The sequence below is a fragment of the Pseudomonas sivasensis genome, assembly GCF_021391435.1.
In the GTDB taxonomy this organism is placed as follows: domain Bacteria; phylum Pseudomonadota; class Gammaproteobacteria; order Pseudomonadales; family Pseudomonadaceae; genus Aquipseudomonas; species Aquipseudomonas sivasensis.
This window is the reverse complement of record NZ_CP090029.1, coordinates 3,753,377-3,773,040: the sequence shown is the minus strand read 5'-3', so window position 1 is coordinate 3,773,040 and position 19,664 is coordinate 3,753,377. Positions and strand designations below refer to the sequence as shown.

Below are 19,664 nucleotides of genomic sequence, written 5' to 3'. Positions count from 1 at the left end.
CTCGCCACAGGGATATTTGTCAGCGTCTGAAAAGTTGTTTAGATACCCATGGTCATCGGGCGCAAGTCGAATCGTCGCACCGCCCCTCCCACATTTAGATCACACCAGCCTTCAAGGCCGCCAGGTCTGCACATCCTTGGCATCCACCGCCTTCGGCAACAACCCCGCCTTGAAGAACGCATCGGCGATCTTCTGCTGCTCACCCAACTGATCCACCGTCACTGGCTGCACCTGATAACTGCGGTGCGCGTTCGCCGCTTCCACCGTGGCCACGTCCAGGTTGCCCCACAGCGGGCCGAGCACTTTCGCCGCTTCTTGCGGATGGGCTTTCACCCACTTGCCGGTCCTTTCCAATTCCCCATACACCACCTTCAACACTTCTGGGTGCGCCTTGGCGTAGGGCGTGCCGGTCAGGTAATAGCGCTTGTAACTGGCGAGGCCTGCGCCATCGGCCAGGGTGCGGGTCGGCAGTTGGCGCTGCACGCTGGTGAGGAAGGGTTCCCAGGTGACCCAGGCGTCGACTTTGTTGTTTTCGAACGCCGCGCGGCCATCGGCTGGCGACAGGTAAGCCGGTTCGATATCCGAGAACGCCAGGCCAGCTTTATTCAGGGCGGCGATCAACAAATAGTGAGTGCCGGCAGCCTTGGTCACCGCGATTTTCTTACCCTTCAAGTCCGCCAACTGTTGGATCGGCGAGTCCTTGCGCACCACGATGGCCTGGGCCGAAGGCGAGGGCGCTTCCTGGGCGAAGTAGGTGAGTTTGGCCTGGGCCGCCTGGGCGAAGATCGGCACGGTGTCGGCCACGTCGGCGCTGATGTCGACGTTGCCGACATTCAGCGCCTCCAGCAGCGGCAGGCCGCTGGGGAATTCGTGCCAGCTCACGGCGATGTTGTCAGCCTTGAGGGCTTTCTCCAGGGTACCTTGGGTCTTCAGCAGGGTGATCAGCGTGGAGGATTTCTGGTAGCCGATGCGCACGGTTTCCTGGGCTTGCGCACTAAAGGCAACGGAAAAGGCCAGCAATCCTAATACAGCGGCGAGTGGACGACGAAGGGACATGGTGGGCTCGATCTTCAACGAAATAGCCCTGAGCTTAATGATCTAAAAACCATTCGATAAATACTCTTTCGATCTGAGCTTAGGATGCTTTCAGCCGCTTCCTGCCCGCTGGAACAACTGGGCCATGGGCGGGTGCGCGGCTTCGATCATCAAGCAATACACGTCCGTTTCGCTGCCCCCGCGCGCCGAATGGGGTCGGTGGTGTGGCTCAGTCCACGCAGATCGCCCGGCCCAGCTTGCCTTTCTCTACCGTCGCCGAGCAGCCGAAGTGGCCGTTATCTACCTGGCACGCGCCGGTCACCGGGCCGTTGCCGGACTGGGTGGTGACACTGGTCTGGCACTCGCCTTCACACTGACTGGAGTCGGTGCACGCCTTGCCTGCGTCCTTATATGGCGTGATGCACTTCCAGCTTTGCAGCTTGCCGACTTGCTTCATGGTGCCGCCGCCCGCCAGGCAGGTGGACGCTGCAGCGTCCTGAGCGGGCGGGGTCGTGGTGCATGCCGATACCAGCAGTAAAGCGGCCAGGCCAATCATTAATTTCATGCAAAGTCCTCGTGGAGTGAGCGCAGCGGTGCAGTGTACGGGCATATGGACTACTTTGATTGACGAGCGATCCCCACCCGGTAATGACTCATGCACACGTTATGGAAGCGGTATGTGGCCCTGCTGGAAAATGACCTGAGCACTCAGATCTTCGACAATGTTAAAAACCTGCTGGTGTGCGCGCTGCTGTTCGCGGCGGGCACCAATACGCTGCTCGGGCAACGTGAACTCTTTATCGGCATGTTCGCGTCAAACGTGGCGGGCTGGGGGCTGATCATCCTGTCCACGGTGTTGATGCTGTTGAACGTCAGCGACGGCATTCGCCGGCTGGCCAAGCTGCGTTATCACTTGGCATTGCAGCTGTTGTTGATCTTGGTTTATCTGGTGGTGGCCGAGCGGGTTGTGGAGATTGTGTGGGGCTTCCGCGCCCATTGAAGTATCCTCCGCACCCCGCTTTCCACTGATTCAAAGACAGATGACAGGACAAGACATGCAGGCGCTGCTGGAGTCGATCCTCGACGAAGTGCGCCCACTGATCGGCCTCGGCAAAGTCGCCGACTACATTCCCGCGCTGGCCGATGTACCGGCCAACCAACTGGGCATCGCCGTGTATGGCAACGACGGTTCGGCCTACCGCGCCGGAGATGCCGATACGCTGTTCTCGGTGCAGAGCATTTCCAAGGTGTTCAGCCTGGTGCAGGCCATCGACCATGGCGGCGAATCCATCTGGGAACGCTTGGGCCACGAGCCGTCGGGGCAACCGTTCAACTCGTTGGTGCAATTGGAATTCGAACGCGGTCGCCCGCGTAACCCCTTCATCAATGCCGGTGCGCTGGTGATCTGCGACATCAACCAATCACGCTTTGCGGTGCCGATTCTGTCGATGCGCGACTTCGTTCGGCGCCTGTCGGGCAACCCGCAGATCCTGGTCAACAGCGTCGTCGCCGACTCCGAAGCCCAGCACGGCGCGCGCAATGCGGCCATGGCCTACCTGATGAAATCCTTCGGCAACTTCCACAACGACGTGGATGCGGTGCTGCATAGCTACTTCAACTACTGCGCCTTGCAGATGAGCTGCCTGGACTTGGCCAAGGCGTTCAGTTTCCTCGCCAACGAGGGCACGAGTGCCCACAGCGGCGAACAGATCCTCACCGCGCGCCAGACCAAGCAAGTCAACTCGATCATGGCCACCAGCGGGCTGTATGACGAGGCGGGGAATTTTGCTTATCGCGTGGGCTTGCCGGGCAAGAGCGGGGTCGGCGGCGGCATTGTCGCGGTGGTGCCGGGGCAATTTACCGTGTGCGTGTGGTCGCCGGAGTTGAACGCGGCGGGGAACTCACTGGCGGGGATCAAGGCGTTGGAGTTGTTGAGTGAGCGGATTGGGTGGTCGGTGTTTTGAGAGCGTTCCCACGCGCGTGGGAACGCTGATCTGGTTGTCATGCCGCTGGAGGGGCGTCATCCAATGCTACGCTGCCGCCGCAGCCCAGGAATTTTCCCTTTTCTCAGATGGATGTCTGTATGGCCTATGAACTCCATATCGCCCGTGTCGAAAGCAATGCAATAACGCCTGAAGAATGGCGTGACGTGTGTGCCGGTGACCCGTCCCTCCTGTTGCAGGACGAAGTGACTGCCGTTAATCCCACGACAGGAGCGACGATTTCCATCAGCGGTAACCAAACGGCGTACTGGACCTCTCCCACCACGCAGCAGGATTACTATTTCGATTATCGCCGTGGCCAAATTTCGTTTGTATACAGCGATGAGAGCATCGTGAAAGCCAAGGCGATCGCCCTGGCCCTCGCCGCTGAAATTCGAGGCGATGAGGGGGAGAAATACTGATACGCCTAGGCTTTACGCGGCTTCACGAACAGGTCGATCAGCAGGTACAGCGCGCCGACAGTAATTGCGATATCCGCAATATTGAACACCCCGGTATGCGCTGGCCCGACGTTCAGGACCATGTAGTCAACCACATGGCCGTCGCGAAACACCCGGTCGATCAGGTTGGCGATGCCACCCAAGGCGATGGCGTACAGCGGCAAGACTTTACGCAGCGGCTGGTTCCAGTTGGAGAGGGACCACCCCATCGCCCAGGCCACCACAACGGCCACGCCGACGATAAAGATCAGTTGTTTGACCTGTGGTGGCAAAGCGGCGCCCAGGCTCAGGAATGCGCCAGGGTTGAGGCTTAGCTCCAACGCAAAGTTGATCGGGTTTGAGCCGATTTTGAAGCTGTTGGCCTGCAGTGAAACCAGGGCCCAGAGTTTCACAAGCTGGTCCATAGCAATGAAGGTGATGCCGGCGAGGAGGGCGAAGCTGCGGCCTCGCAATAGGGGCGACGTGCTCAATCGGTAACTTCCTGTTTCGGGGCGGTCGATAAGGCGGCTGAAGATAGCTCAGGCGCTCTATCCCGTCCATCTTCACGCCGCCGGGCAGGCTGTGTTCAACGCTTTAGGTTCAGGACTCAGTACCTTTGTGCAAATTGCCGACAATTGCAGTGCACGCGGTCATCTGTGAATTCCAATGTGGGAGGGGGCTTGCCCCCGATTACGGTGTGTCAGTCACTGCTGCTGTGACTGATGTACTGCAATCGGGGGCAAGCCCCCTCCCACATTGGATGTTCAGTGTCTTGGAAATAGGCATCCGCCCAAACAAAAAATGCGCCCCTGAGGGCGCATTTTTTTGTTCGGTCAGCTATCGCCTATCAGGCAATCGCATCCCAGGCTCGATCACCGTGCTCGTCCTTGATCCGAGTCGGCAAGCCCATCACGTCCAGCGCCTTGAGGAACGGCTCAGCCGGCAGTTCCTCGACGTTGGCCATGTGTTTCACATCCCACTCGCCACGGGCTACCAGCAGCGCTGCGGCTACCGGTGGAACGCCTGCGGTGTAGGAGATGCCCTGGCTGTCGGTTTCAACGTAGGCTTCTTCGTGATCCGCTACGTTGTAGATGAACATCTCGCGCGGCTGGCCGTCCTTGGTGCCTTTGACCAGGTCGCCGATGCAGGTCTTGCCGGTGTAGCCCGGAGCCAGCGAAGACGGGTCGGGCAGCACGGCCTTGACCACTTTCAACGGCACCACTTCCAGGCCTTCGGCGGTGGTGACCGGCTTCTCGGAGAGCAGGCCGAGGTTTTTCAGCACGGTGAACACGTTGATGTAGTGTTCGCCGAAGCTCATCCAGAAACGCACGTTGGGCACGTCGAGGTTTTTCGACAGCGAGTGCACTTCATCGTGGCCGGTGAGGTAGAGGTTCTGCGAACCCACGACCGGGAGGTCGTCGGTACGTTTGACTTCGAACATGGTGTTGCTGGTCCACTGGCTGTTCTGCCAGCTCCACACCTGCCCGGTGAATTCGCGGAAGTTGATTTCCGGATCGAAATTGGTGGCGAAGTATTTGCCATGGGAGCCGGCATTGACGTCGAGGATGTCGATCGAATCAATGCGGTCGAAATGCTGTTGCTGCGCCAGCGCGGCATACGCGTTGACGACACCCGGGTCGAAGCCCACGCCAAGGATGGCGGTGATGTTCTTCTGTTTGCACTCTTCCAGGTGGTTCCATTCGTAGTTGCCGTACCACGGTGGGGTCTCGCAGACCTTGCCCGGCTCTTCGTGGATGGCGGTGTCGAGGTACGCAACGCCCGTGTCGATGCAGGCACGCAGTACCGACATGTTGAGGAACGCGGAACCCACGTTGATGACGATCTGCGATTCAGTCTCGCGGATCAGGGCCTTGGTCGCTTCCACGTCCAGGGCGTTCAGCGCGAAGGCCTGGATGTCGGCGGGAACCTTGAGGCTACCCTTGGCCTTGACGCTGTCGATGATGGCCTGGCATTTGGAGATGTTGCGCGACGCGATAGCAATACGACCGAGTTCGTCGTTGTGCTGCGCGCACTTGTGGGCCACCACCTTGGCGACACCTCCTGCACCAATGATAAGAACGTTCTTTTTCAATTGCTTTATTTCTCCTATATCCGCCAGCTTACGAAAGGCTGGACAGGTAGTCGTCGTAACCAAATTCACGAACCACTTCGACTGTACCGTCGAGTTGTTTCACTACGATGGACGGCATTTTCAGGCCGTTGAACCAATTTTTCTTGACCATGGTGTAGCCCGCGGTGTCGATGAACGACAGCCGATCGCCGATGGCCAGCGGACGATCAAATTGATACTCGCCGAAGATGTCCCCGGCCAGGCAGGATTTGCCGCACACCATGTAGGTGTGTTCGCCCTCGCTCGGCGCCAGTTTGGCGTTGAGGCGGTAGATCAGCAGGTCCAGCAGGTGGGCTTCGATGGAGCTGTCCACGACGGCGAGGTTTTTGCCGTTGTAGAGGGTGTCGAGCACGGTGACTTCCAGGGAGGCACTGTTGGTGATCGCCGCTTCGCCGGGTTCCAGGTAGACCTGCACGTCGTACTTCTGCGAGAACGCCTTGAGACGCTGGCAGAAGGCGTCAATGGCATAGCCTTCACCGGTGAAGTGGATGCCGCCGCCGAGGCTGACCCAGTTGACCTTGTGCAGCAGCGCGCCGAAGCGTTCTTCGATGGTGTTCAGCATCTGGTCGAACAGGTTGAAATCGCCGTTCTCGCAGTTGTTGTGAAACATGAAACCGGAGATCTGCTCGATCACGCCTTCGATCTTCACCGGGTCCCATTCGCCCAGGCGGCTGAATGGACGCGCCGGGTCAGCCAGCAGGTAGTCGGAGCTGCTCACTTGCGGGTTGACGCGCAGGCCGCGGGTCTTGCCTTCACTGCGTTCGGCAAAACGCTGCAGTTGGCTGATGGAGTTGAAGATGATCTTGTCGCAGTTATCGAGCATCTCTTCGATTTCATCGTCGGCCCAGGCCACGCTGTAGGCGTGCGCCTCACCTTCGAACTTCTGGCGACCGAGCTTCAACTCATACAGCGACGACGAGGTGGTGCCGTCCATGTATTCCTGCATCAGGTCGAACACCGACCACGTGGCAAAGCACTTGAGCGCCAGCAGGGCCTTGGCGCCGGACTGCTCGCGCACGTAAGCAATCTTCTGCATGTTGACCAGAAGCTTCTGTTTATCGATGAGGTAGTACGGCGTTTTGATCATTTTTGAGAGCCTGCGGCGGTGCCTGCCAAAAAAGGACACGCATTGTGCCCGCACTTGGATCGAATCGAAAGGTTAGCCGGCGGATTTTGCTGCGCCGCTTTTAATCTGACCTGCCAATGTGACAGCTCGTGGGTATGATCAGCCACTCGGGTGACGACACAACGTTGGGATGACGAGAGGTGAGAATGGACGCATGGACACTGCACTGGCTGGAAGCTTCGGGCTCCCTGGCCACGCATCGCAAGGCATTGATGCAAGCGTTCGATGTCGCCTACCGGGGGATTTCCCAAGTGATGCCACCACCACGCTTGGATGTACTGATTCAACGGCTGCCCGGCGAAACCATTCCGGAGTTGGGCCTGGTTGGTCGCGCTTATCGCAGCACGATGTTCTCCCTGACCCTGGACCCCGATAACCCAAATTTCGCCACGAGCCTCGAAGGCGGCGCAATGAGTCGACATGTGGTGCATGAGGTGCATCATTGCCTGCGCATGGCTGGGCCGGGGTATGGCTGGACGCTGGGGGAGGCGCTGGTCAGCGAAGGCCTGGCAGGCATGTTTGTACAGCATGTGCTGGGCAGCGAAGCCGAGGCGTGGGAGAGGGCGTTCAGCCTTGAAGCGCTCAGGCGTTTTCCTGCACACCTTAGCGAGCTTGAGGCGACGTACTACGATCACAGCGCCTGGTTTTTTGGCACCGGCGACAAGCCTCGATGGCTGGGGTATGCCTTGGGTTATCAGATTGTCGGATTATGGTTGGCGTCGGTAGGAGCGCCTGATGCAGATACGTGGCTCAACGTTTCAGCCAAAGACATCCTGGCGATCGCGGCTGAGGAGGGCCTGGTGATTCGTGCCTGACGAGGACCGACGGACAAAGTCAGCAGGTTTGCCTGCTTTCAGCGCGGTCGCACGTAGACACCGTCCTATCCAACACCGCGCAAATTTGTAGCAGCTGTCGAGCCCCGGTGAGGCAGCGTCCGCCGCGACTCGAGTCTGAATCGGCAGCGCGCCTGACGCAGCCTCGCTTGCAGCTCGGCAACTGCTACATGCGATCACCTGACATTAAAGCGTGTCGGGGCTTGGCTGACATCAAACCGTCATCTCCCCACCACCTTCCTGCCACATTCCCCCGTTACTGTCCTCGCCAATGAGATCGATCTCAAGCGAGTAAACATGACTGACCTGAAAGACGTTGCGCGGCTGGCTGGCGTATCCCGCGCCACCGCCGCCCGTACCTTTGCCTCTCCCGAGCAGGTGCGCCCGGCGACCCGTGAGCAGGTGTTCGCCGCCGCCCGTGAGTTGGGGTTTCGGCCCAACCTGCTCGGCCGCCAACTGCGCCTGCAAACCACCCAATTGATTGGCGTGGTAGTGCCCAACCTGCTCAACCCGGTGTTCGCCGAGCAGTTCCAGGCCATGGAGCGTGCCGCGCGGTTGCGTGGCTACAGCCTGGTGCTGGCGACCACCGACTACAGCAGCGAGCGCGAGTGCATCGTAGTGGAAGAACTGCTGCGCCAGCGCGTCGATGGCCTGGTGCTGACGGTCACCGATGCCGAAAGCAACAGCGTGCTCAGCAGCCTGAATACCGAACAAACCCCGTTCGTGCTGGCCTATCACCAACCGAGCAACCCCAACTACAGCGCCGTGTCGGTGGACAACCGCGCGGGCATGGCCTTGGCCACGCGCTACTTGCTGGAGGCCGGTCATCGACGCATCAGCATGGTCGCCGGCCCCGCCTTGCAGTCCGACCGCGCACGCCTGCGCTATGCCGGTTACTGCGACGCGATGAAGGAATACGGCCTCAAAAGCCGCGCGGTGATCGAAATGCCCGCGCATACCCAGGCCGAATTCGCTGCCATCCAGCCGTACCTCAACGGCCCCGACGCCCCCAGCGCGCTGGTGTGCTCCAACGATTTCCTGGCTATCAGCCTGATCGCAGAGCTGCGCCGCAATGCCTGGAATGTACCCGGGCAGTTGTCGGTGATGGGCTTTGACGGCATCGCCCTCGGCACCCAGATGCACCCGACCCTGTGCAGCGTGGTGCAGCCCATCGCGCTGCTGGCCAGCACGGTGATTGACCAACTGCTGGCGCAGATCGCCGGGAATGCCCCGGTTTCCCATTGCCTGCCTTGCCATATCCGGCCGGGCGAAAGTACCCAACCCTTTGAGGAGTTCCTTGATGCGCGCATTCAGTAAAACCCTGGCAGCCGTGCTGCTGTGCGGTGTGGCCAGCCTGGCCCAGGCCGCCGAAACGGCTATTTGCTACAACTGCCCGCCGGACTGGGCTGACTGGGGCACCCAGCTCAAGGCCATCGCCGCCGACACGGGTGTGCAGGTGCCGCTGGATAACAAGAACTCCGGCCAGTCCTTGGCGCAACTGGTGGCCGAAAAGGCCGCGCCGGTCGCGGACGTGGTGTATTACGGCGTGACCTTCGGCTTGCAGGCGCAAAAGGCCGGTGTGGTCGATGGCTACAAACCTAAGGGCTGGGAGCAGATCCCCGCCGGGTTGAAAGACCCCGCCGGCCAGTGGTTTGCGATCCACTCCGGCACCTTGGGCATTATGGTCAACGTCGATGCATTGGGTGGCTTGCCGGTGCCGCAAAGCTGGGCCGACCTGCTCAAGCCTGAATACAAAGGCATGGTCGGCTACCTGGACCCGTCCAGCGCCTTCGTCGGTTACGTCTCTGCCGTGGCGATCAACCGCGCAATGGGCGGCGACCTGGACAACTTCGCCCCGGCCATCGACTACTTCCAGAAGCTGGCGAAAAACGCCCCTATCGTGCCCAAGCAGACCGCCTATGCGCGGGTGCTGTCCGGCGAGTTGCCGATCCTGGTGGACTACGACTTCAACGCCTACCGCGCCCGCTACAAAGACAGCGCCAACGTCGCCTTCGTGATCCCCAAGGAAGGCAGCATCAGCGTGCCCTATGTGATGAGCCTGGTGGCCAACGCGCCGCACCGCGCCAATGGCGAGAAGGTGCTGGACTTCGTGCTGTCGGACCAAGGCCAGGCACTCTGGGCCAAGGCTTACTTGCGCCCGGTACGCCCGGTGAACATGCCGGCCGACGTCGCCGCGCAGTTCCTGCCCGACAGCGATTACGCCCGCGCCGGCGTGGTGGACTATCAGAAAATGGCCGCTGTGCAGGAAGCCTTCGCCGCCCGTTACCTGAACGAGGTCAAGTAAGTGGCTGCATCGGCAAAACAGGCGGCCTGGGCGCTGGCCCCGGCCTTTGCGGTGCTGTTCGCATTCTGGCTGTTGCCGCTGGCGCACTTGATGGTGCTCGGCGCCGAAAGCCGCGACAGCCTCGGCAGCGGCTATTGGCAGGTGCTCAGTAGCGCGCAGTACCTGGGCAGCCTGGCGCAGACTTGCGTGCTGGCGATCGTGGTGACGTTCACCGCGTTGTTGATCGGTGGCATCAGCGGCGTATTCCTTGCGCGCCAGCAGTTTTTCGGGCGCTCGGCGTTGGTGGCCTTGCTCACGTTTCCTCTGGCGTTTCCCGGGGTGGTGGTGGGCTTTCTGGTGATCCTGTTGGCCGGGCGCCAGGGGTTGCTGGCGTCCCTGGGCCTGCAAGTGGCCGGTGAGCGCTGGATCTTTGCCTACTCGCTGGCCGGGCTGTTTGTCGGCTACCTGTACTTCTCGATTCCCCGGGTGATCCTCACGGTGATGGCCGCGTGCGAAAGCCTCGACCGCAGCCTGGAAGAAGCGGCGCATTCGCTGGGGGCAGGGCACTGGCGGGTGGTGTGCGACGTGATCGTGCCGGGCCTGGCGCCGGCGTTGGCGTCCTGCGGCGCGATTTGCTTCGCCACGTCCATGGGCGCCTTCGGTACCGCGTTCACCTTGGGCACGCGCCTGAATGTAACGCCGGTGGCGATCTACAACGTGTTCACCAACTACGCCAACTTTGCCGTCGCCGCCGCGTTGTCGGTGGTGCTCGGCGCGGTGACCTGGGCGGTGTTATTGCTCACGCGGCGTCTGGTGAAAAATGCGGGGACTGTCTTGTGAAGCGCTCATCGCTGTTTGTGATTCAACTGCTGTTCACCTTGCTGGTGTGCGCGTTCATGTTGGTGCCGGTGCTGATGTCGTTGCTGGCCGGGTTGACGCGCAATTTCTTCGTCGGCCTGTCCAGCGGCCTGACCTTCGACTGGCTGATCCAGGTCTGGCAGGCCTATTCGCCCACCGTATGGCTGTCGTTGCAATTGGCGCTGGCGTGCGCGGTGTGTGTCTGCGTGATCGGCGTACCGGCGGCCTATGCGCTGGTGTGCATGAACAACCGCTTCAGCCGTGCCTTCGAAGAACTGATGGTGTTGCCGGTGGCGATGCCGGGGCTGGCCAGTGCGCTGGCGTTGCTGCTCACCTACGGCCAGTTCGGCACGTTTCGCAGCAGTTGGCTGTTCATCCTGGTGGGCCATGTGTTGTTCACCTTGCCGTTCCTGGTACGTCCGGTGATGGCGGTGATGCAACGCCAGCAACTGCCGGTGCTGGAAGAGGCTGCGGCCAGTCTGGGCGCCGGGCCGATCAAGCGCTTTTTCAGCGTGGTGGTGCCCAACTGCCGGGCGGGGATTCTCGCTGGCGTGCTGATGGTGGTGACCTTGTCGTTGGGCGAATTCAACCTGACCTGGATGCTCCACACACCCATGACCAAGACATTGCCCGTGGGCCTGGCCGACAGCTACGCCTCGGCGCGCCTGGAAATCGCTAGCGCCTACACCCTTATCTTTTTGCTGATGATCGTGCCGCTGCTGATTGCGTTGCAGGCCATCAGCGCTCGTTTGTCCCGTGGAGAGCGTCGATGACCGCTATCACTATTCGCCTGCAAGGCTGTCGCAAGGCGTTCGCCGACGGCACCGTGGCTGTGCATGATCTGAACCTGACCGTTGAAGGCGGTGAAACCCTGGCGATCCTCGGCCCGTCCGGCTGCGGCAAGACCACCACCTTGCGCCTGATTGCCGGCCTGGAACGCCCGGATGTGGGGCAGGTTTTTTTCGGCACCGACGACGTCACTCGCCTGCCCATCGAGCGCCGCGATGTGGGCATGGTGTTCCAGAACTACGCGCTGTTTCCCAACCTCGATGTGGCCGGCAATATCGTCTACGGCTTGAAGATTCGCGGCATGGCGCCGCTTGCGCGGAACAAGCGCTGCGAGGAATTACTGGAGCTGGTGGGCCTGCAACAGCATGGCAAGCGCAGCATCCACGAACTGTCCGGTGGCCAGCGTCAACGCGTGGCCTTGGCCCGTGCCTTGGCGCCGCGCCCTAAAGTGCTGTTGCTGGACGAACCGCTGGCCGCCCTGGATGCGCAATTGCGCGAGCGCTTGCGCAGCGAGCTGAATGAACTGCTGCGCGGCCTCGGTATCACCTCGGTATTTGTTACCCACGATCAGGGCGAAGCCATGGCCCTGGGCGATCGTATCCTGGTGATGGAGCACGGCCGCGTCGCGCAACTGGCCAGCCCACGGGAGATCTACCAGAAACCGGCCAATGCGTTCGTCGCCGGTTTTGTCGGCAACCTCAATGCCTTTGCTGTTACCTCGCGAACAGCCCATGGCCTGAAAGTCTGCGGCGGCGAGTTGCCGTGGCAGGCCGCCGACGTGCCCAACACGGTGTACTGCCGCCCCGAACACTTGCGGGTGATGGAGAGCGAAGGGCACTTGCACGGCCATCTACTGGCGCAGTTTTTCCAGGGCGCCCAAAGCCGCTTGCTGGTAGACGTGGGCGGCCCGCAACCGCTGCTGGTGGACAGCAGCGACAACCACTTGTACGCCGTCGGCGCGCCGATCGCCCTGGCGATTGCGCCGCACATGTTGTTCACCCTGAATGCGTGAGAGTTTGCTTGTGAATCGTCCGTTTCTTGTTGCGCAAATCAGCGACCTGCACCTTAAAGCCGGCCAGCGCCTGACGTATGGGGTGGTCGATACCTTGGGCGCGCTGCGCCGTGCCGTCGACCATTTGAACGCCAGCCAACCCCGGCCCGATATCGTGGTGGTCAGCGGTGACCTGGTGGACTTCGGTCGCGCCGATGAATACGCCGTGCTGCACCCCGAGCTCGCGCGCCTGCACATGCCGTGCTACCTGGTGCCCGGCAACCACGACACACGCGGTCCGTTGCTTGAGGCATTCCGTGATCACGCTTATTTGCCGTCGTCGGCAGAGGGGCCGTTGGACTGGGTGGTGGACGAGCATCCGCTGCGCTTGATCGGCCTGGACTCGACTATCCCCGGTGGGCATGGCGGCCAGCTAATGGACAGCCAATTGCACTGGTTGGACGAGCAACTGGTACGCCGCCCGGACGCGCCGACGTTGCTGATCCTGCACCATCCGCCGTTTATCAGCGGCATCGGCCATATGGACCGCGAACCCTTTATCAATGCCGCCGCACTGGAGCGCGTCGTGGCGCGCCACCCGCAAGTGGAACGCCTGCTGTGCGGGCACCTGCACCGGCCGATGCAACGACGCTTTGGCGGCAGCTTGAGTTGTGTGTGCCCCGGCACCTCCCATCAGATTGTGCTGGACCTGCAAGACGCCGCGCCCGCGCATTTCAACCTGGAACCGGCGGGGTACTTGTTGCACCGCTGGGATGCGCAACACGGCTTGATCAGCCACAACGGCGTGTTCGGGGATTACCCGGGGCCGTATCCGTTTTATGACGCTCATGGATTGATTGACTGAGGTTTACGGAGGTTTCACTTCACTCAACCAGCTGACTAAGCAACTGAGTAATCGAGCAACTAGGCAACTGAATAACCGTTAACGCCGCGGCCAACTTCACATTTGGCCGACGGCATCCTGCTGCCCATTTTTTGCGCCCGGAACTTGGATTCCGCGCCGGAGTTCGTCCTGATGAAAGCCACGTTGAATGTATTAAGTGTATTGACCGGCAGCCTGGGTATTGCTCTGAGCCCCTTGGCGTCTGCTGACTTTTTGAGCGACAGCAAAGCCAACTTGAGCATGCGTAACTTCTACTTCAATAACGACAACCGCGACGGCACGGCGGCACCGTCGAAGACCGAAGAGTGGGGCCAGGCCTTTATCCTCAACTACCAGTCGGGCTTCACCGACGGCACCGTCGGCTTTGGCCTGGACGCCATCGGCATGCTCGGCGTGACCCTCGACAGCAGCGCCGCGCGCCATGTCGGCAGCTCGATGATCCCCACCGAAGACGGCAAGGCCACGGATAACTGGGCCCGTGGCGGCGCGACCGCCAAGGCACGCTTTGCCAAGACCGAAGCGCGCTACGGCTACCTGCGCCCGAACCTGCCGATCCTGGTGAGCAACGACGGCCGCCTGTTGCCGCAGTCGTTCGAAGGCGGGCAAGTCACCAGCAAGGACATCGACAACCTGACCCTGGTCGGCGGTCAGCTTGAGCACACCACCGGTCGCGGTTCCAGCGACCGCAGTGGCCTGGCCGCGGCGGGCGGTACCCAGGAAAGCAATAAATTCACCTACGCCGGCGCGGACTACCAACTGACCAAGGACCTGATGGTCCAGTACTACTACGCCAATCTCGAAGACTATTACCAGCAACACTTCGCCGGGTTGATCCACGTATTGCCGTTGGGCGAATACGGCTCATTGAAAACCGACCTGCGCTACTTCAAGACCAGCTCCGACGGCAAAAACAGCAGTGCTGCCGGCCGTGCCGAGGGCTACAAGCTGGGCGGCTATACCAAGAACGGCAACGGTGAAATCGACAACAACACCTGGAGCGCCGCGTTCATCTACTCCCTGGGCCCGCACGCGATCACCGCCGGCTACCAGCAAGTTTCGGACGACAGCAACTTCGCCCAACTCAACCAGGGCGGCCTGGTGAACAAAGGGGAGGGCGGTGCCAGCCTGTACCTCTACACCGACCGTACCGTGCAGACCTTCATCCAGGCCGGCGAACGCACTGCCTTTGCCCAGTACGCCTACGACTTCGCGTCGCTGGGTGTACCCGGCCTGAAGGCCTCGGTGATGTACCTGAAGGGCGACCACATTCTTACCGCCAGCGGCAACGACGCCAGCGAGTGGGAGCGGGACATCTCGTTGGATTACGTGGTGCAGAGCGGCACGTTCAAGAACGTCGGGTTCGGCTGGCGTAACGGCGTGTCACGCAGTGAAGTGGCGCGGGACCAGGACCAGAATCGGGTGTTTGTGAGTTATTCGATTCCGTTGATGTAGTACAGCTGAGCGCCTCACCTCTGTAGACGCGAGTGGGCGCTCAGTGATCGTGCATGCGTTGCGGTGTCATCGCTGATCTGATGAAAACCGCAGCGCAGATAAAATGCTGCGGCTTCGGGTGTATCGGTAGATAAGCGCACATCGTGGAATTTCAGCGTGGCGTAATCCAGCAGTGCTTGAACCAAGGCCTTACCCACGTCTCGCCCTCGCATTTGGGGAGTCACGTATACCCGGCGCAGCCGGCCCACGGTTGAGCCGGCGTAGGGATCACGGGAAACGCCGCCGACTGCAATCAGTTGCTCCTGGTAAAACACGCCCAAAAGGTACTCGCCCGGTTGTTCGAACCGATTGGCGCCTGTTTCCCACTCTGTGATCAGGCGCGTGAGGAACTTGAACCCTTCGGCAATGGCTTGCGCTTCCAGCGTGTGGATCTCGTCTGGGAGTTCTTCCAGTCTACGTATCGAAGGGGCTTCGCTGGAGGGCTTCATAGGGACTCTTTGTGTGGGCACTGAGCGTTCGACCTCATAGCTGATTGCGCCCCAAAGACAACAGCCTTGGGTAATGACATCCCTGTAGGGACCTATCCGAAATAGCGTGGCGGGCACTGTACCTGTGGCGAGGGAGGCGTGCTCAAACCACCCGGTTCCTGCCCGCGGCCTTGGCCTCATACAAACACATGTCCGCGCGTTTGAGCAGTGCCAGGGAGTCACGGTCCGAAGGCTCGGCCACGCCCACGCCGATGCTCACGGTCAGACGGCCCACGGCTGGAAACACTGCCGCCTCGACGGCCGCGCGGATTTTTTCGGCGACCACGTCGGGGCTGTCCGGCGCTTCGACTTCCGGCAGCAGCACGGCGAATTCTTCCCCGCCATAACGCGCCACAAAGTCAGTGGCGCGCGTCGTACTTTCTATCAGCGCGGCGAGTTGGCACAGCACATCATCGCCAATGGCGTGGCCGTAGGTGTCGTTGACGCGCTTGAAGTAATCGGCATCGATCAGCAGCAGGGCGAAGGTGCGGCTGGTGCGTTGGAACAGCAGGCTGTTCTCGGCGAGTTTTTCATCGAAGCGGCGACGGTTGAACACGCCGGTGAGGGCATCGTGGGTGGCCAGTTTCAGCAGTTCGGCGTTGGCCTGGGTGAGGTCGGCGGTGCGTTGGGCGACAGTGGCTTCCAGGGAGGCGTTGGCTTCCTGCAGCTGGCGTTCCTTGGCCAGCAGCGCTTGGGTCATGCCGGTGAGCGAACGGCCCAGTTGGGCGATTTCCAGTACCGAGTGCTCCTGGGGAAACACTGCGCCGGGCTGGTGCTCCTGGACTTGCTTGGCGGATTTGGCCAGTTGTTCGATAGGGCGACTGAGGGAGGAGGCCAGGTAATACGCCGCGACCATAAACGCCACGGCGGCGAGTACACCGAGTATCAGCAGTTTGTAGAGCAGCGTGCGCGCCGGTTGCAGGGCCACATCCAACGGCTGGCGCACCATGATGTACCAAGTCATTTTTGCGTTGGAGGGGCTGGGCACCGCGACCGAAGCGGTCACAAAACCGTCCGCCGTGGACCAGCCGGAAGGCGTGACCAGCTTGTCTTTAGGCATCTGCTCGCCGGCCAGCAGTTCGGGATAAAGCACCTTGCCGTCGAAGTCGACAATCAGCGCCTCGATATCAGGGATGGCGTCCTTCTGCATCACTGCCGAATCGACGATTTGCGTCACCCAGCGCCAGTGCGCATGGGCCCCCAGCACGCCGATGGTCTCGCCCTTGGCGTTACGGATAGGCTCGGCGAAATCAATAAAACGCAACAGCTCGCCGTTGGCCGCCCCTGGCAGCAACTTGGCCAGCAGCACCGCCTCATGGGGATCGCCGGTGTACTCGCCAAGCAGACCGGCCTGGAACCATGGGCGCTGGCTGACAGATTGATTCACCAGCAGCCCATTCACCGCCTGGCGCACACGGCCGTCGGCATCGGCGACGCCCATCCACGCGTACTCGGCGCGAGACTGGGTACGCAGCTCCATCAGCGTGAGGATGTCCGGCTCGTTCAAGTCACCCTTGCGAAACAGCGGCGCTTTGCTGAGCAGGGTCACTTCCAGCTGACGCTCGCGCAGTTGCACGGCCAACAGCGCAGCGGTGGAGCGCGCTGTGCTCAACAAAGCAACGCCGCTGGCCTGCTTCATCTGCCCAGTTGCGATGTGCCCCACATAAAAGCCCACGCTCAGCAAGGTGAGCAGGGATAAACCGGCAAACCATAAGGTCAGGTGACTGCGCAGGCTGGCTTTGATCATGGGTGCTCATTTGAATGTATTGTTTGCGAGCATAGTACCCGCAATGAATGAGTGCCGTGTCGGCTAAAGGCAAGCTTCAACATGAGCGAAACTTGTGCTGATCTAAAATAGAATGAGTTTGTCTCACCATGATCAATTCCCGACAATGACTGCCATACATAACGACATTGGAGTTGTAAGTCATGGCTGTCGCTCATTCCCTGGGATTTCCGCGCATTGGACGCGATCGTGAACTGAAAAAAGCGCAGGAAGCGTTCTGGAAGGGTGAGCTCGACGAGGACGGCCTGCGCGCCGTTGGCCGTGACCTGCGCAAGACCCATTGGGCGTTGCAGAAACAGGCCGGTATTGAGTTGCTGCCCGCTGGCGATTTCGCCTGGTACGACCAGGTGCTGACTCACTCGCTGATGTTCGGCGTGATCCCTGAGCGCTTTCGCCCGGCGGATGGCAAGGCCACCCTGCAAACCCTGTTCGGTATGGCGCGGGGTGTCAGCGACAACTGCTGCGGCGGTGCCCACGCCCAGGAAATGACCAAGTGGTTCGATACCAACTACCACTACTTGGTGCCTGAATTCAGCGTCGACCAGCAGTTCCATCTGGGCTGGGATCAACTCTTCGAAGAAGTGCAGGAAGCTCTCGAGCTGGGCCACAACGTCAAGCCGGTGGTGATTGGCCCGTTGACGTACCTGTGGCTGGGCAAGGCCAAGGGCGGCGACTTCGACAAGCTTGATCTGCTGGAGCGCCTGCTGCCGTTGTATGGCCAGATCTTCCAACGCCTGGCGGACCTGGGCGTGGAATGGGTACAGATCGACGAGCCGATCCTGGTGCTCGACCTGCCACAAGAGTGGAAAAACGCTTTCGAACGCGCCTATAACCTGATCCAGCGCGACCCACTGAAAAAGCTAGTGGCGACCTACTTCGGTGGTCTGGAAGAGAACCTCGGCCTGGCCGCGAACCTGCCAGTGGATGGCCTGCACATCGACCTGATACGGGCGCCGGAACAGTACCCGACCATCCTCGACCGGCTGCCGGCGTACAAGGTGCTGTCCCTGGGGGTAGTGAACGGACGCAACGTCTGGCGCTGCGACCTGGAAAACGCCCTGGCGATCTTGCAGCATGCTCATGAAAAACTCGGTGATCGCCTTTGGGTGGCGCCGTCCTGCTCGCTGCTGCACAGCCCGGTGGACCTGGGCCGTGAAGACAAGCTGGATGCCGAGTTGAAAAGCTGGCTGGCCTTCGCTGTGCAGAAGTGCGCCGAAGTAGCGGTGCTGGCCCAGGCGGTCAACCAACCTGAAGCGCCCAACGTGCTTGCTGCTCTGACGCACAGCCGCACCGTGCAGGCCGCACGCGCTGCTTCGCCAAGAATCCACAAACCGGCCGTCCAGGCACGTGTTGCCGCTATTACTGCCAAGGACAGCCAGCGCCACTCGCTGTTTGCCCAGCGTATCGAGCAACAGCGCGCTGGCCTCAAACTGCCGTTGTTCCCGACCACCACCATCGGTTCGTTCCCGCAAACAGCCTCGATTCGCCTGGCGCGCCAGTCATACAAGGCTGGCAAGTTGAGCGAGGCCGAATACGTCGAAGCGATGCACAGCGAAATCAGGCACGCCGTCGAAGTGCAGGAAAACCTCGGCCTGGATGTGCTGGTGCATGGTGAAGCTGAACGTAACGACATGGTCGAGTACTTCGCCGAGCAACTGGATGGCTACGTGTTCACGCGCTTCGGCTGGGTCCAGAGCTACGGTTCGCGTTGCGTGAAACCAGCCGTCATTTTCGGCGACCTGAGCCGTCCGAAGGCGATGACCGTGGAGTGGATCCGCTATGCCCAAGGCCTGACCCACAAGGTCATGAAAGGCATGCTGACCGGTCCGGTGACCATGCTGATGTGGTCGTTCCCCCGCGAAGACGTGAGCCGTGAAGTGCAGGCCCGCCAATTGGCCTTGGCGATTCGTGATGAAGTGCTGGATTTGGAAACCGCTGGCATCAAGATCGTGCAGATCGACGAAGCCGCGTTTCGCGAAGGCCTGCCGTTGCGCCAGGCACAGTGGCAGCACTACCTGGATTGGGCCACCGAAGTGTTCCGCCTGTGCGCCTCTGGCGTGCGTGACGACACCCAGATCCATACCCACATGTGCTACAGCGAGTTCAACGATGTGATCGAGTCCATCGCAGCGATGGATGCCGATGTGATCACCATCGAAACCTCACGTTCGGACATGGAGTTGCTGGACGCGTTTGAAGCCTTCGCCTACCCGAATGACATCGGCCCGGGAGTCTACGATATCCACTCGCCACGGGTGCCCGATGCATCGGAAATGGCTAACCTGCTGCGCAAGGCAGCCAAGCGGATCCCGGCCGAGCGGTTGTGGGTGAACCCGGATTGCGGTTTGAAGACGCGTGGCTGGCCGGAGACTGAGGCGGCGCTGATTCATATGGTCACTGCGGCGCGTCAACTGCGAGCGGAATTGGCGTAACGCGGTTAAAAATGTGGGGCGAGGTTTGCTTTCGATGGCGGTTTGTTGGTGTGCGTATCCGTTTCTGCGGTAACGGCGGCTATGGGTTCCGCTC

19 protein-coding genes are annotated in these 19,664 nt (G+C 60.9%); 12 read left to right on the top strand and 7 right to left on the bottom strand.

The window, feature by feature from the left end:
• Positions 1-111: 111 nt before the first annotated feature.
• Positions 112-1,056, bottom strand: coding sequence for an aliphatic sulfonate ABC transporter substrate-binding protein (locus tag LRO94_RS16855; RefSeq protein ID WP_032889534.1), 945 nt, complete (start codon positions 1,054-1,056; stop codon positions 112-114).
• 208 nt (positions 1,057-1,264) lie between these two features.
• Complete coding sequence (locus LRO94_RS16850) at positions 1,265-1,600, bottom strand: hypothetical protein (RefSeq protein ID WP_032889532.1); 336 nt, start codon at positions 1,598-1,600, stop codon at positions 1,265-1,267.
• Between the two features lie 90 nt (positions 1,601-1,690).
• Here LRO94_RS16850 and LRO94_RS16845 point away from each other — a divergent pair, with 90 nt between their 5' ends.
• The 3 genes from LRO94_RS16845 to LRO94_RS16835 all read left to right on the top strand — a co-directional run bounded on the left by LRO94_RS16845 (position 1,691) and on the right by LRO94_RS16835 (position 3,439).
• On the top strand, positions 1,691-2,035 hold the full coding sequence (locus tag LRO94_RS16845; protein ID WP_032889529.1) for a hypothetical protein: 345 nt from the start codon (positions 1,691-1,693) through the stop codon (positions 2,033-2,035).
• 55 nt (positions 2,036-2,090) lie between these two features.
• Entirely contained in the window at positions 2,091-2,999 is a 909-nt protein-coding gene (gene glsB, locus LRO94_RS16840; RefSeq protein WP_032889526.1) for a glutaminase B, read from the top strand.
• 119 nt (positions 3,000-3,118) lie between these two features.
• Positions 3,119-3,439 (top strand): hypothetical protein, encoded by a 321-nt coding sequence (locus tag LRO94_RS16835; protein WP_233896829.1) that lies wholly within the window; start codon positions 3,119-3,121, stop codon positions 3,437-3,439.
• Positions 3,440-3,444: 5 nt separating this feature from the next.
• Here LRO94_RS16835 and lspA read toward each other — a convergent pair whose 3' ends face one another.
• The 3 genes from lspA to LRO94_RS16820 form a co-directional block, all read right to left on the bottom strand.
• The gene (gene lspA, locus LRO94_RS16830) at positions 3,445-3,948 is read right to left on the bottom strand and encodes a signal peptidase II (protein WP_032889521.1); all 504 of its coding nucleotides are present in this window, start codon (positions 3,946-3,948) and stop codon (positions 3,445-3,447) included.
• A gap of 356 nt (positions 3,949-4,304) precedes the next feature.
• Complete coding sequence (locus LRO94_RS16825; protein WP_032889518.1) at positions 4,305-5,549, bottom strand: saccharopine dehydrogenase family protein; 1,245 nt, start codon at positions 5,547-5,549, stop codon at positions 4,305-4,307.
• A 28-nt stretch (positions 5,550-5,577) separates the two neighbouring features.
• Positions 5,578-6,675, bottom strand: coding sequence for a carboxynorspermidine decarboxylase (locus LRO94_RS16820; RefSeq protein ID WP_027607243.1), 1,098 nt, complete (start codon positions 6,673-6,675; stop codon positions 5,578-5,580).
• A 185-nt stretch (positions 6,676-6,860) separates the two neighbouring features.
• Between LRO94_RS16820 and LRO94_RS16815 the strand changes: the two genes are divergently transcribed.
• From LRO94_RS16815 to LRO94_RS16780, 8 genes are all read left to right on the top strand, one after another.
• Complete coding sequence (locus tag LRO94_RS16815) at positions 6,861-7,529, top strand: DUF2268 domain-containing putative Zn-dependent protease (RefSeq protein WP_032889513.1); 669 nt, start codon at positions 6,861-6,863, stop codon at positions 7,527-7,529.
• 315 nt (positions 7,530-7,844) lie between these two features.
• Positions 7,845-8,864 (top strand): LacI family DNA-binding transcriptional regulator, encoded by a 1,020-nt coding sequence (locus tag LRO94_RS16810; protein ID WP_179178815.1) that lies wholly within the window; start codon positions 7,845-7,847, stop codon positions 8,862-8,864.
• Positions 8,848-9,852, top strand: a complete 1,005-nt coding sequence (locus LRO94_RS16805) for an ABC transporter substrate-binding protein (RefSeq protein ID WP_179178816.1) — start codon at positions 8,848-8,850, stop codon at positions 9,850-9,852. Before LRO94_RS16810 ends, LRO94_RS16805 begins: the two co-directional genes overlap by 17 nt.
• Positions 9,853-10,671 (top strand): ABC transporter permease, encoded by an 819-nt coding sequence (locus LRO94_RS16800; RefSeq protein WP_122753951.1) that lies wholly within the window; start codon positions 9,853-9,855, stop codon positions 10,669-10,671.
• The gene (locus LRO94_RS16795) at positions 10,668-11,462 is read left to right on the top strand and encodes an ABC transporter permease (RefSeq protein ID WP_032889505.1); all 795 of its coding nucleotides are present in this window, start codon (positions 10,668-10,670) and stop codon (positions 11,460-11,462) included. Before LRO94_RS16800 ends, LRO94_RS16795 begins: the two co-directional genes overlap by 4 nt.
• On the top strand, positions 11,459-12,490 hold the full coding sequence (locus LRO94_RS16790; protein WP_095184482.1) for an ABC transporter ATP-binding protein: 1,032 nt from the start codon (positions 11,459-11,461) through the stop codon (positions 12,488-12,490). Before LRO94_RS16795 ends, LRO94_RS16790 begins: the two co-directional genes overlap by 4 nt.
• A 10-nt stretch (positions 12,491-12,500) precedes the next feature.
• Positions 12,501-13,334 carry a phosphodiesterase gene (locus LRO94_RS16785; protein ID WP_179178817.1) on the top strand — a complete coding sequence of 278 codons (834 nt, stop codon included), beginning with the start codon at positions 12,501-12,503 and terminating at the stop codon, positions 13,332-13,334.
• A 171-nt stretch (positions 13,335-13,505) separates the two neighbouring features.
• A complete protein-coding gene (locus tag LRO94_RS16780) occupies positions 13,506-14,825 on the top strand; it encodes an OprD family porin (protein ID WP_032890006.1) in 1,320 nt (439 codons plus the stop codon).
• 14 nt (positions 14,826-14,839) lie between these two features.
• Here the strand turns inward: LRO94_RS16780 and LRO94_RS16775 are convergent, their stop codons facing one another.
• Positions 14,840-15,313, bottom strand: coding sequence for a GNAT family N-acetyltransferase (locus LRO94_RS16775; RefSeq protein WP_032889501.1), 474 nt, complete (start codon positions 15,311-15,313; stop codon positions 14,840-14,842).
• A 142-nt stretch (positions 15,314-15,455) separates the two neighbouring features.
• On the bottom strand, positions 15,456-17,099 hold the full coding sequence (locus LRO94_RS16770) for a sensor domain-containing diguanylate cyclase (RefSeq protein WP_179178818.1): 1,644 nt from the start codon (positions 17,097-17,099) through the stop codon (positions 15,456-15,458).
• Positions 17,100-17,281: 182 nt separating this feature from the next.
• On the opposite strand from LRO94_RS16770, the gene metE reads away from it, so the two are divergent.
• The gene (gene metE, locus LRO94_RS16765) at positions 17,282-19,570 is read left to right on the top strand and encodes a 5-methyltetrahydropteroyltriglutamate--homocysteine S-methyltransferase (RefSeq protein ID WP_179178819.1); all 2,289 of its coding nucleotides are present in this window, start codon (positions 17,282-17,284) and stop codon (positions 19,568-19,570) included.
• Positions 19,571-19,664 lie beyond the last annotated feature (94 nt).